Source organism: Bacteroidota bacterium, assembly GCA_039111535.1.
GTDB lineage: Bacteria > Bacteroidota > Rhodothermia > Rhodothermales > JAHQVL01 > JBCCIM01.
In genome coordinates this window covers 1-13,668 of sequence record JBCCIM010000173.1, presented here as the reverse complement: position 1 = coordinate 13,668, position 13,668 = coordinate 1, and the positions used below count along the sequence as shown (strand labels likewise).

Genomic DNA, 13,668 nt, shown 5'->3' with positions numbered 1-13,668 from the left:
GCACAGCGCGAACCAGGTTTTCAGTGTCCCCCAGATCAAACTCAAAATTATTGGATTCGGTAAGCAACCACTCCCTGCTCAAACGCAAAGATTCGTCCTGCGCCTCCAGTGCAGCTTTAGCTACTATGAAATTTCTGTAGGATTCTTCAACCTCGAATAAAACCAGCAATTCAGCAGCTTCTCCCTGGTACTTTACCTGGTTGAGCTCTGCCTCAGCCTGTTCCACCTTCGCGCGCGTTTGCGAGAAATTGAGGCTTTGCCGGATACCAAATCCGGCTTGAAAGGTACGGCCCCGAAATGCATCCCCAACATACGGACTCGGCTGGCGGAACCGGCCATCGGACAATCGAACGCCGCCGTTGAGTCCAAAAAAGAGTTTCGGGAAATAATCTGACTTGGCCACATCAACCAGAGAAGCACGGGCATGCATGCCGGCACGGGCCTGCTGCAATTCAGGGCGGTGCTCCATCGCCATCTGGAAGTACGTATCTAGCGAATCGAGCGTAAATGCAATGGGTTCAAGCACAACCTGCTCAGGCACAAGCACCACATCGTCGGGCAAAACGAGCTGCCGGCGCATAGCCATATGGGCTGTTTCACGGAGTTGCCGGACTTCCACCACACGCCGAAAAAACTCCTGTTCCGAAATTTTCACCTGAAACAGATCCGCATCATCAACCCCTTCATCTCCATCATCAAGCAAACGCTGGATTTCACGTTTTGCTTGATTGAGCACATCACCAATCCGGTCGGTCAGGCGGTAAAGTTCTTCCGACAGCAACAAATTTGTATACAACTCACCGGTGCGCAGTGCAATTTCAGCCTCCTTGGTGTTCACGGCGCCAACTTCAATATCAACGCCATATTGGGCGGCACGAATGCTTTGGGATATTTCACCCCAGGTATAAATAGGCTGGATTGCCTCCCCTTCAATACTGGTAAAGGGACTGAGGTTGTCCCAATCGTTACGAACGTCCGGGTTCAGGTACAATGCATCCGTAGGCGTATCACCGATGCCTTTGAGTCCGGGGGAGAGGGAGTGTGCGGTGTTCAGGGACAATTCCGGCAAAAATTGGTTGGCGCGTGCAAACTGCCACCTTGCTTCTGCAAAATCGCGGCCGGCTGCCACATCGCCCACTTCAGGGCTAACAGATACGGCCCGCTCGATAGCACCGGCAATATCAACCTGCACGGTATCTTGCGCGGCGGCACTTTGAAGGAAGAAGCCAGTGCCAGCCAGTAAAAAAGAAAAAAACAGTGCGCGACGGAAAAAACTATTTTTGTACATTGAAACGAAAGGATTTATAACCTGTCTGAATAGCGCACTGCCGCATTGGGAGACTATCCCGCGCGCTCTAAAACAAAATTATTGGTGCAAGAGAATCATGTCTGATAGCGGATTCAAGTCTCTGGGCGAAGCGATGGGTGGCCTGATAGACCAGTTGGGTATCAAGCGAAAACTGGATGAGGCTACAGCCATCGAGACCTGGTACCAGATAGCCGGCCCGACAATCAATGAGGTAACGGAGTCTGTCTGGGTCGAACGAAAAAAGCTTCTTGTCAAAGTCTCCTCATCCGTATGGCGACAGGAACTACACCTCCAACGCCGGGCGTGGCTTCAACGGTTAAACGAAAAAGCCGGGGCTAATGTTGTACAGGAAATAATCTTCAGATAGTGGGTCGCAGGGCCGCGTCTGATGCAGGGCGTCAGTCCACGTATTTCTTGAATGCCACCGAAGTATTGTGTCCGCCAAATCCAAAAGCATTGCTGATCGCAATGTTAACTTCTCTTTTCTGGGGTTTGTTGAACGTGTAATTCAGATCACACTTTTCGTCGGGGTTGACAAAGTTGATCGTTGGTGGCACCATGTCGTGCATTGTGGACTTGATTACAGCGATAGCTTCAACAGCGCCTGCTGCACCAAGCAAATGCCCCGTCATGCTCTTCGTAGAAGATACATTGAGATTGTAGGCATGCTCGCCAAACACTTCTTTGATGGCTTGCGTTTCCGCTATATCACCCAATGGCGTTGATGTACCGTGCATGTTGAGGTAGTCAACGTCTTCAAGTTTGATGCCGGCATCACGCAACACAGACTGCATGGCCATACGGGCCCCGTTTCCATTGGGATCGGGGGCAGTCAGGTGATAGGCATCACCTGACATACCGATTCCCAGTATTTCTGCGTAGATCGTCGCGCCACGTTTTTTGGCGTGCTCCAACTCCTCAATGTAGAGGGCACCCGCGCCTTCACCCATCACAAACCCATCACGGGTTGCGTCGAAAGGCCGGCTGGCGGTTTGGGGGCTATCGTTCCGCGTGGAAAGCGCCTTCATGGCAGAAAATCCACCCACACCCAGCTGTGTAATCGGAGCTTCTGCGCCACCACAGAGTGCAGCATCGATCATACCACGCTGAATCAGCATACAGGCATCCCCAATGTTGTGATTACCTGTTGCACAGGCGGACACAATGCAGTAGTTGGGGCCTCTAAAGCCGTAGCGGATAGAAATGTGTCCGGTTGCGATATCCGGAATCAGCATAGGAATAAAAAACGGAGACAGCCGGCGCGGACCATTGTCCTTGTGGATATCAGACTGTTCCTGGAACGTCTGGATACCGCCAATGCCGCTACCAAAGATTACCGCGGTGCGGTCTTTTTCTTCGGCAGTTAGCTTTTCCGGATCAATGCCAGCATCTTGGACCGCCAAATCGCAGGCCACAACGGCAAACTGCGTAAATCGGTCCTGCCGGCGGGCTGCTTTTCTGTCCAGGTAATCAAGGGGATCAAACCCCTTCACTTCACAGGCAAATTTGGTTCTGTAGGCCTCATTATCAAACAGCGTGATGGTATCGCAACCACTCACCCCATTCATCAAGCCGTCCCAGAAATCATCAATTGTGTTACCAATTGGGGTCAATGCCCCCATACCTGTTACAACTACCCTTCGCAAGCCGTTTTGCATATTCCTGCTGAGTGAATTACAATCTAAACCGGTGGTGTAAACTGTGGTTTTTTAGTGGGTGGTGAACCACAGTTTCAATCAAAAAGAACGTTGCAGGGCGTACCTAGCTGACGTTTTCTTTGAGGTAGCTGATTGCATCACCCACGGTAGAAATTTTCTCGGCATCCTCATCGGGGATGGTCACATCGAATTCTTTTTCGAATTCCATGATCATCTCAACCGTATCAAGTGAGTCTGCGCCCAGATCGTTGGTAAATGATGCTTCGATTTTTACATCTTCTTCTTCTACACCAAGTTTATCAACAATAATTTCTGTGACTTTGGCTTGGATATCTGCCATAATAACAAGTTCGCTTGTGGTTAAAAAAACAATAGACCCGAGATGAATCATCTCCAGGTCAGCTCCTGAAATAGCTAGTTGTTATACGCAACCGGGTTCCCAAGGGCACGCCTAAATTAAAGCAGGCATCTGGCAGAAGCAATACAAACCTTTCAAGAGCGAAAAACAGGCGGGTTTTATAGCGTTAAACGCCATAAGTTTCTTTACAAAACGGATCAAGACCTGACAAATGACTCCAACTTAGTTACTCTGGTTTAACCGGGCATCGGGATCATCTAAATAGAATTTCATCGTAATCTGTCTGATTTGCTAGAAACCGGGTGTCAATTTTAATATCATACCCGCAATTGATCTTCCTGTGTAACGAGAACTTCTAAGAAACAACAACAGAACAAACCTATCTGGCAGTTCTGGCGTTGTACCCCTCCTGCATCAACAATCTTACTAATCTCATTTAAAATTACCCTATGGCTTTCCTATTTACGTCAGAGTCTGTATCCGAAGGGCACCCCGACAAGGTTTCAGATCAAATTTCAGATGCCATTCTTGATACGTTGCTGAAGGATGATCCTCACAGTCGCGTGGCCGTTGAAACGCTCGTAACTACTGGCCTGGTAATTCTATCTGGAGAAGTAACAACCAAAACCTTTGCCGACCTGCAGCAAGTAGCCCGGCAGGTTATCCGCGACATTGGATATACAGATCCGCGCCTTAGCTTTGATGCAGACTCTTGCGGCGTGCTCAACAGTATTCACGAGCAGAGTGCAGACATCAGCCAGGGAGTAAGCGCCGGAGAAGGCCTGCATGCTGAGCAAGGCGCCGGCGACCAGGGTATGATGTTTGGCTACGCCAGCAAGGAAACACCTGAGTTGATGCCAATGACCCTGATGCTGTCGCATCAGTTGCTGCAGGAATTGGCCCGTATTCGCAAACAAACGGACGAAATGCCGTACTTGCGCCCTGACGCCAAAAGCCAGGTAACCATTGAATACGAAGACGACCGGCGGACGCCAAAGCGTATTCATACCGTTGTGGTTTCTACACAGCACGACGAAGAAGTAAGCCTTCAGAAAATCAACGACGACGTCCGCAACATCCTCCTGCCGCGTGTTGCACCGCAACACTTGATTGATGACAACCTTATCTTACATGTAAACCCAACCGGTCGCTTTGTCATCGGTGGTCCACACGGAGACACAGGTCTTACAGGCCGCAAAATTATTGTCGATACCTATGGTGGACGCGGCGCCCATGGCGGCGGCGCATTCAGCGGCAAAGACGCCTCCAAGGTGGACAGGTCTGCAGCTTATGCTGCACGTCATGTCGCTAAAAACATCGTTGGCGCTGACCTGGCTGATGAAGTACTGGTACAGGTTGCGTATGCCATCGGGGTTGCGGAGCCAGTATCAATCGACGTCAATACTTATGGTACAGGAGTTGTAGATGATAAACGCCTGGTACAAATTGTCCGAGAAATTTTCGATTTGAGACCGGCGGCTATTATCAAACGCCTCGAACTGCTGAAACCAAACTTCAAGGCCACTGCCGCGTACGGTCATTTTGGACGTCCCGAATTCACCTGGGAAGCGCTCGACCACGTGGATGAACTCAAGCAAGCTGCAGCCCAACTCGCTTAACGCCTTTTACGCCAACAGTCCCTGGCCACACCTGGTGTAACGCGCTGGTTCAAGCATACCTGTTGGGCTGACAAAAACTTTCCCATGAAGTTTAAAGCCCTATTATTAGCAGCTTTTCTGCTGTCGTTTAGCTCGATTGCCCATGCCCAGGTAAAATCGGCTGCGCGCTTGGCTGTAGATGTCTTGTTACCCAATGCATCAGCCTACTTCGTTGATTCCGACCGCTCTAGCCAATTCAATACAATCCGGAGTGGCAATGACGTGCTGGATCTGGATGCCCGTGTTGTCCGCAGCCGCTATCGCATTACTGACGCGCAGCAGCGAGGGACAACGCCTGAATTGGCTGCGCGCAGCTACCTGGAGGCAGAACGTGCCGCGTTTGGCGTCTCTGACAACCCCGATGATTTGCGGGTACTACGGGTTGTCAGCGGGGCATATGGCACCCATGTCACCCTACAGCAATACCACGCCGGCCTGCCAGTTTATGGTCGCTATGTAAAAGTGAACCTGGATGCAGCCAACCGGCCAACCATGGTGCTTAGCGGGTTTGCGCCGAAACTGCCCGTACTACAATCAGCACCCGAAACAACAGCAAGTGCTGCTAAAAACACAGCGCGCACCCTGCTTCAAGCAGACCTCCTACGCACAACTGAGCCAGCGCTGGTTGTATTTCCTGGCACTACTTCGCCGGATGCCGCCCCAACCCTCGCATGGCAGCTTGTGGCCTGGCCAGAACACCCTGCTGTTGAACTCGAAATACTCGTCAGCGCAATTGACGGATCTGTTATACAGATCCAAAACACGAGTACCCACGTCACCCCTGCAAAAGGCAACGTAGCAGCGCATACCGCAAGCGCGTCCACGGGAAACCGGACACCTTCAACATCCACGCAGCGTGTGGACGGTACAGGCCTCGTTTTTGACCCAGATCCCCTCACAACTGCCGGCCAGTTTTACGGTGCGCCCTACCTCGACAATAACGACATTGACATCGACGAGGTGAATGCGCAACGCGTCCTTGTTGACCTGTTTGACATTTCACAGGATACCGATGGCATGTACCACCTCATCGGACCCCACGTTCAAATTGTAGGCGAAAGTTCTGGAGGCACCAGCATCTATACTCCTCCGGCTGAGGCTTCGCCAAATGGCTTCCAGTACACCCGTGCCAACGACTTCTTCGAAGCAGTCAATGTCTATTTCCACATTGATAAAAGCCAACGCTACCTGCAGGGTCTGAACATTGGACGAGATATCCAGAATGTATCGATAAGAACCAACCCGCACGGCCTCGGCCTGGAAGACAATTCCCGATACTTTACATCGCAAAACTACATTGCCTTCGGACAAGGTGGCGTTGATGACGCAGAAGACGCCCACGTGATCTGGCATGAATACGGCCATGCTTTGCTTCAGGGCAGCGCACCAGGTCTCCTTAACAGCAGCGAAGGACAAGCCTTGCATGAAGGCTGGGCCGACTACTGGGCAGCCTCATACGCCCGTAGCCTCGCAGAAAATAGCACCGTCCCACGTGACGACTGGCGATCCCTCTTTAAATGGGACAGCGGCGACGGCTCCATCTGGCAGGGCAGGGAATTGAACTTTACTGGCAAATACCCTGACGACACCTTCTGCGATGGCGGTGGCTTCCAATGCAACATTTATGCAGATGGCATAATGTGGGCAACCACGCTTATGGAGGTCTACGACAATCTGGGCAGGGAAACCACAGACCGCCTGGCGCTTGCGTCTCACGGCTACCTTATGCATCCCGTTTCTTTTCGTGATGCAGCAGAAGCCATGATCCAATCAGATGCAGACCTGCATGCCGGCGCCAACGTAAGCGCCTTGCTTGATGTATTTAGCGAAAAAGGGCTGCTCGACATTTCGACCTTCGGGCCATTTGTACAACACGAAGCACTGCCAGCCGTGGAGCAACTGGGCGGCACTATTCCAGTTAGCGTCTCAGCAACCGCTATTTCTGCCCCAATCAGCAGGGTATCTATGATTTATACGGTAGATGATGGCGCGCCAGAAACCCTGAGCCTTACCAGTACGACGAACGAAGAATATACGGCGCAATTGCCGCTCCCTGCTTCGATCAGCAGCGTTTCCTACTATATCGAAGTTGAAGATGAGCTTGGACTTGTATCGCGGTTGCCGGCTTCAGACTTCATCAACTTCACGTTCTCCGTAGGTCCTGACAACCAGGCACCCACCATCCAACACGTACAACAGCCTTCCGTCACCCTGATAGATTGGCCGGCAACGCTGGTTGCTACTGTTGATGACAACCTCGGCATCGATGCGGTGCAGGCAGTATACCGCATCCAGGATACGCAAGGCAACGTAGTCATAGAAGATGCATTTGAACTCACAGCCAATGAAGACACATACAGCGGCACCTTCCCGGTTGCCATAGAATCGCTCGAACCAGGCAGCACCGTATCCTACAGACTCATCGCCCGCGACATATCCGTTGCCGGCAACGAGACGGTATTGCCAGAGACCGACTATTACGTCTTCAACATCATAATAGAAGGCGGTATTTTCAGGCAGTACGATTTCGAAAACGAAGTACAAGGCATCACCGGCACAAATGCATGGGGGCGCACCACGCCGGCTTATGGCGTCAACTTCGCGCATTCCGGAGAATTTGCCTGGGCAACCTCACCTGCAGGTGCCTACCCAGCAAGCCCGGAACTGGCTACCCTTGAACTGCCAGCAATGAACCTGATCGGCATTCCAGAAGCCTACCTTGTATTCTGGCACTGGTATGACGCAGAACACAACGGCAGCGCATCACCAGACTCGCCGGCAAACACAACCCTCTGGGATGGTGGAAATGTTAAGGTATCTGTGGATGATGGCACAACCTGGACCCTCCTGACACCAGATAATGGTTACAATGGCACCATCGCCTCAGGCCGACAGAATCCACTAGACGGCGAGCCCGCATTTGGAGGCTACAGCTTCGGATGGCGGCAAGAAATTGTCCCACTACCTGTTGGTACAGAAGTGCGTCTCAGATTTGATTTTGGATCAGATGCCGGCAACACAGAGACAGCAATTGACTATGCCGGCTGGTTACTCGATGACATCACAGTCTTGATTGAGCGCCGGACAGACACCAACGCGCCGCAAGCTACCCTGTTGCCGCAGGCCAATGCCGTACGTGAAGCCGGCCAACTCCCCCCCGAACCTTACGTTGAATTGTTCGACAGCACCGGCGTCGCAGATGTATTTATCGATTATGCCTTCCTCAATGACGCAGGCGTGCCAGATGGTAGCTACCGACTGGCCATGAGCACCTCCCGTAGTCTTGGTTTCTCCGGGGCCTTTCCTTTTGCCGCGACAACTTCTTTCAACGTAGGTGACGTCCTAACCTACCGGCTGCGGGTCTCTGACTTTGCGGGTAACACCAACACCTTCCCCGCACAGGATGACCCGCCGTTCAAAATCGAATACCGGTTGATGGATAGCATTGACCTGCTGGGCGACGCCAAACCAACAGGCATGTGGTCCCTTGATGAGGCCGCATGGGTACTCGTTGGACAAGAACCACACAACGAAGTCTCGAGCCTGGTATGGGGGCCACTTGACCTGCCAGCCAACGTGGATAATCTGCAGGTAGTCTTTGAGCACGAACACAGCTTCCTTGCAAACCACGGCGGCAACCTTAAGCTGTCAACTGACTTTGCAGATTCATGGGCCGTACTAACACCGGTTCAGGGCTATAGAGGCAACCTGTCTGATGCAGACACCGTGCCGGCCAGTATGCGGGGCCAGGAGGCGATCACCGGACAACAAGCAGGTACCCAGTTGCTCACTTTCGACTTGCTCGACCACAAAGGGCAACAAGTATGGCTCCGTGTTGATTTTGGCGCACAAAGCAAACTGGCCGGGAGCGAATTCTGGAGACTACGCGACGCAACGCTGTCCTACTCGACACTCGAGACAGTAAATGGTGGCTTCGACGTCCCCCGCAACCTGACACTTCACGCCAACTATCCCGACCCCTTTGTTTCTCAAACCACGCTGGGCTATACACTTGCAACCAGCGACCAGGTCAAGCTGTCGGTATACGACATTCTTGGCCGGGAAGTACGCACCCTTGTTGACGCCCAGCAACCCGCCGGCACCTACACCCTGGAACTGGATGGCTCAGCCTTGCCTAACGGGTTGTATCTACTCCGACTGGAAACCACCCAGGGCACGCGCACCGAACGCATGATTATCTCAAGATAAAAAAACCGCAAGACGCCGAAGCATCTTGCGGTCTGCAAATAGGTCGTATTTTTCAGTTTCGATTTTCCTACGGGTATTAATCCGTCTGCCAATCAAGAATATCCTGCTCGGACTTTTCTTTGGTCGCCCATTCTTCAGCGTCAGGTAACGCATCGCTCTTCTCAACCATGTTCTTGTCCAGCTTCTGCCACTTGTCAGACAGATAAGCATTCCATTGCTCATAGTGCGCCAGATTCTCGGGCAGTTCGTCTTCTGCGTAAATGGCCTCTACCGGGCACACCGGGACGCATGCATTACAGTCGATGCACTCCTCAGGATGGATAACCAGAAAATTGGGGCCTTCATAAAAACAATCAACGGGGCAGACTTCAACACAATCGGTGTGTTTGCAGTTGATGCAAGCCTCAGTTACTACATATGGCATAGGAGCTACCTCCTCTATCTGTAAATGCGATTAGGGTGCACAAAGGTGAACTGCCGGAAAATAATGCATGGAAGCATGCGAATCCAAACTTTTTTACAGCTTCTGAACCCAAAGCCGGGACTACCGGCATTTATTTCCACTTCCCGAAAAAATTACCGCTCATTCCTGCACATTTGCCGTATAAAGACAAATTGTGACGCCTAATCAAACAAGTCACCAATTTCACCGGGATGCATCCTGTCAAAATGGGCATACGCTCGCGGTGTTGCCAACCTACCTCGCGGCGTGCGCTCTAAAAATCCTTCCTGAATCAAATAGGGCTCATACACTTCTTCTATCGTACCCGCATCTTCTCCGACGGATACTGACAAGTTCGACAGGCCCGTGGGGCCACCGCCAAATTTTTCGATAATAGTAAGCAGGATGCGCTTGTCCATTTCGTCCAGCCCTTCCTCATCCACATCCTGTGCATTAAGAGAGAAATCTGCAATTTCAAGCGTAATGCGGCCATCCCCTTTCACCTCGGCAAAGTCGCGGGTTCGTCGTAGGAGCCGGTTTGCAATACGTGGTGTCCCCCGGCTTCGTCGGGCTATTTCAAAGGCACCGTCTTCATCGATTTCCACATTAAGAATTCCGGCTGAGCGGGTGACAATTTTTTTAAGCAGTTCAGCCGTGTAATAGTCGTATCGAAAATCGATGCCAAATCGCGCACGCATGGGTGCGGTGAGCAACCCTTTTCGGGTTGTAGCTCCAATCAGGGTAAATGGCGGTAGGGTAATTTGTACACTGCGCGCATTGGGGCCAGAATCAATGATAATGTCAATTTTGTAGTCCTCCATTGCAGAATAGAGATACTCTTCAACAATGGGGCTTAGGCGGTGGATTTCGTCTATAAAAAGAACGTCGCCTTCATTGAGGTTCGTAAGGATGCCGGCGATGCTTGCCGGTTTATCAATCACCGGACCACTGGTACTCTTGATACCGGCGCCCATCTCTTCAGCGATGATATAGGCCAGGGTAGTCTTTCCCAACCCGGGTGGCCCGGATAACAGGACATGGTCAAGCGCTTCCCCCCGTTGTAAGGCAGCAGTCATGAACACATGCAGGTTCTCCTTGATCTTCTCTTGTCCGACAAAATCGTCAAGTCGGGAGGGCCGCAGCATTTTCTCCAGGTCTTCGTCTTTAGACGCCATGGGCCTTTGATGGGATTGCATGATTTGACGGTACCTGTTGGTTGTACTGCTTGCTAGCTGCCTACGCTGATAGACTAACGCTTCGTTCTGGGTTACGTTACCGAAAGGCCGGCTTGAGAATGTAATGATATCCATTTCAGGAATTCAAAAAAACACATTACAAAAACGCCAGGGGTGTACATAAGAAACTACTTACCTACATCCACTATAACGGTCACCTATCATATTTTACACATACCCCACATGTTCCTTAACAGCTTTTTTACGAAAGGTGTGTAATGCATAATCTTTGAAAAATTTTTAGCGGTATTTCTGCACCCGCAGGTTCTGTTACGACACACCCGAGACAAGCACGGTTTGACACATTATTGCCACAATCCTGTGTAACAACGCCTGTTTTCAATGCCTTTCTTGGTTGCGTATCCCCAGCCAATCCGGCCGTATGTTTACAAAAATCGGGAACCCCAATCCGATTGAATGATAGATTGTTGCCAGAGTTAATTGACAAATACTATCAATAGTTATACGTTTAAGGCATCATGTTTGCTGTGGGTAATGTACTGGTCACAGATGAGTTGCTCGATGCTCCCTTCGCATGCCACCTCGGTGCGTGTCATGGGGGCTGTTGTGTTCAGGGAGATTCCGGTGCACCGCTGGCCCCTGAAGAGCGCCAAGAACTCGAGAAAATATTCCCCCAGGTACGAAATGACCTTCGTGCTGAAGCCATTGAGGTTATTGAAAAAGATGGCGTTTGGGAAGAGATAGAACCCCAGCGATACGCAACAACCTGTGTAAATGACGCAGAATGCGTTTTTGTGACTTACGACGGACCAGTTGCCAAGTGTGCAATTGAAAAAGCGTATTTCGAAGGCAGGATTTCGTTCAGGAAACCAGTTTCGTGTCATCTGTACCCCCTCCGCGCTGAGCGGTATGGTGATGTGGACGCACTGAATTATGAACAAATCCCCCTTTGCAAACCGGCCATCAAAAACGGGGCTGAAAATAACATTCAATTGCTAGATTTTCTTCGCGAACCGCTTGTGCGAAAGTATGGCGAAGCATGGTATGAACAATTTCGTTTAGCTTGCGAAGAGCGCCGGGAGGCGCTAGGAATGCAGCAAAAATAGCTGCGAAGAATAAGAGAGATATCGATGCTAAATCTTCACCAGAAGCAATCGCTACAACAAAAATTATCACCGCAACAGATACAGTATATCAAACTGTTGCAACTTCCTACCCTTGCGCTAGAACAGCGTATCAAGGCAGAGCTTGAATCCAATCCCCTGCTCGAGGAAGGCATGGAAGAAGAAGAACTCAAAAATGAAGAGAACGAGGAAACGGACGCCAAAGAGACCGATACTGAAAACGCGGAAGCAGCCGAAACTGTCGAAGAGCCCAGCAAAGATGACGATTATGACTGGGAAGAGTTTATAAACTCATCCGATGACCTTTATGGGTATAAAGCACAGGTTGATCACAGTGATGAGGAAGACGACCGCGAGATGCCTATGCCGGCGCGGCAGTCGATGACCGAGCACCTGACAGACCAGCTTTCTTTTCTCGACCTCGATGAAACCGAGATGCTTGTTGCCGAGCAAATCATTGGCTCCGTTGATGAAGACGGATATTTACGCAGGCCTCTGGAGTCCATCATCGATGACATTATGTTCAACCACGGCCTCATGCTTACTGATGAGGATGTTGAACGTATCCTGCTGCGCATTCAGCAGCTCGACCCCGTGGGTATCGCTTCACGCGACCTCAAAGAATGCCTGCTTGTACAGCTTTACAGCCTGCCTGAAGATACGCCGGGGTACACCCCAGCCATTCGTATGCTCGAAAAAGCCTACAAAGCTTTTACCATGAAGCACTTTGATGCCATCATGAAAAAGTTGGACATCTCTGGCAGCGAGTTAAAAGAAGCCTTTGAACTTATTCAGCGCCTGAATCCAAAACCAGGTGAAGGCGAGTTCACGGCAGCACAGAATTACATCACCCCAGATTTTACGGTTGTCTTTGACGATGGCGACTTCTACATCTCCCTCAACAACGGTAACACTCCTCAGCTTCGCATTTCCCGGCAATACCGGCAGATGCTGCACAAAATTTCTGCTGATAAAAAGCGGAGCAAAGAAACCAACAAAAGCGACATCGACACAGAAACGCGCCAGTTTTTGCGCGGCAAACTGGAGTCGGCCCGCTGGTTTATCAATTCCATCAATCAGCGCCGGCAAACCATGATGAAAGTCATGCGCGCCATCGTAGAGATCCAGGAAGAGTTCTTCAAATTTGGCGAAGGCTACCTGAAGCCGATGATCCTCAAGGATGTCGCTGAAAAAATCCTGATGGACATCTCTACCGTCAGCCGCGTTGTCAACGGCAAGTATGTACAGACTGAGTTTGGCGTCTACGAACTCAAATACTACTTCTCAGAAGGCCTCACAACAGATAGCGGCGAAGAGATCTCAAACAAAGAAGTTAAAGCCATCATAGAAAGCATCATCGGACAGGAAGAGAAACATAAACCGCTGTCCGATCAGAAAATTGCGCAGATGCTGGAAGGCAAAGGCTTCAAAATTGCACGCCGAACGGTAACGAAATACCGCGAGCAGCTTGGCATTCCTGTAGCGCGCTTGCGCAAAGAGATCGTACTCTCCTAAACCTGTTGCTTACCGGCAATGTAGTGCGCGGGTACACGATGTGTACTGTTTACCTCAATTACCCAAAGTGGCACAGCTTTCTCTGTGACAATTCGGGCGCTTAAAACAGCGCGCAAGTGACGCTTTCCACACTTTTTACGCAAATGTGTTAAGAAAAGACACAATTGGCCCGATACTTGCTACAACTTCTCTATAAATG

The 13,668-nt window shown here is 50.8% G+C and carries 10 protein-coding genes; 5 read left to right on the top strand and 5 right to left on the bottom strand.

The features are described from left to right. The coding region (locus AAF564_20885; protein ID MEM8488020.1) for a TolC family protein at positions 1 to 1,288 on the bottom strand (1,288 nt) is incomplete at its 3' end. 97 nt (positions 1,289 to 1,385) lie between these two features. On the opposite strand from AAF564_20885, the gene AAF564_20880 reads away from it, so the two are divergent. Continuing rightward, positions 1,386 to 1,676 carry a DUF721 domain-containing protein gene (locus AAF564_20880; protein ID MEM8488019.1) on the top strand — a complete coding sequence of 97 codons (291 nt, stop codon included), beginning with the start codon at positions 1,386 to 1,388 and terminating at the stop codon, positions 1,674 to 1,676. A 31-nt stretch (positions 1,677 to 1,707) separates the two neighbouring features. Here AAF564_20880 and fabF read toward each other — a convergent pair whose 3' ends face one another. Further along, a complete protein-coding gene (fabF, locus tag AAF564_20875) occupies positions 1,708 to 2,967 on the bottom strand; it encodes a beta-ketoacyl-ACP synthase II (protein ID MEM8488018.1) in 1,260 nt (419 codons plus the stop codon). Positions 2,968 to 3,070: 103 nt separating this feature from the next. Next, positions 3,071 to 3,307 (bottom strand): acyl carrier protein, encoded by a 237-nt coding sequence (locus AAF564_20870; GenBank protein MEM8488017.1) that lies wholly within the window; start codon positions 3,305 to 3,307, stop codon positions 3,071 to 3,073. 467 nt (positions 3,308 to 3,774) lie between these two features. Between AAF564_20870 and metK the strand changes: the two genes are divergently transcribed. Together metK and AAF564_20860 are read left to right on the top strand one after the other, a co-directional pair. Then, positions 3,775 to 4,944, top strand: a complete 1,170-nt coding sequence (gene metK / locus AAF564_20865; GenBank protein MEM8488016.1) for a methionine adenosyltransferase — start codon at positions 3,775 to 3,777, stop codon at positions 4,942 to 4,944. Between the two features lie 84 nt (positions 4,945 to 5,028). Then, positions 5,029 to 9,192, top strand: a complete 4,164-nt coding sequence (locus tag AAF564_20860) for a T9SS type A sorting domain-containing protein (protein ID MEM8488015.1) — start codon at positions 5,029 to 5,031, stop codon at positions 9,190 to 9,192. 76 nt (positions 9,193 to 9,268) lie between these two features. Here AAF564_20860 and fdxA read toward each other — a convergent pair whose 3' ends face one another. Further along, positions 9,269 to 9,616: a ferredoxin FdxA gene (gene fdxA / locus AAF564_20855; GenBank protein MEM8488014.1), complete on the bottom strand. Its 348-nt coding sequence runs from the start codon at positions 9,614 to 9,616 to the stop codon at positions 9,269 to 9,271. A 200-nt stretch (positions 9,617 to 9,816) separates the two neighbouring features. After that, positions 9,817 to 10,809, bottom strand: coding sequence for a Holliday junction branch migration DNA helicase RuvB (gene ruvB / locus AAF564_20850; GenBank protein MEM8488013.1), 993 nt, complete (start codon positions 10,807 to 10,809; stop codon positions 9,817 to 9,819). Between the two features lie 539 nt (positions 10,810 to 11,348). Between ruvB and AAF564_20845 the strand changes: the two genes are divergently transcribed. Together AAF564_20845 and rpoN are read left to right on the top strand one after the other, a co-directional pair. Beyond that, positions 11,349 to 11,936: a DUF3109 family protein gene (locus tag AAF564_20845; protein ID MEM8488012.1), complete on the top strand. Its 588-nt coding sequence runs from the start codon at positions 11,349 to 11,351 to the stop codon at positions 11,934 to 11,936. Between the two features lie 24 nt (positions 11,937 to 11,960). Then, positions 11,961 to 13,469: an RNA polymerase factor sigma-54 gene (gene rpoN, locus AAF564_20840; protein MEM8488011.1), complete on the top strand. Its 1,509-nt coding sequence runs from the start codon at positions 11,961 to 11,963 to the stop codon at positions 13,467 to 13,469. The last annotated feature ends 199 nt before the right edge of the window (positions 13,470 to 13,668 follow it).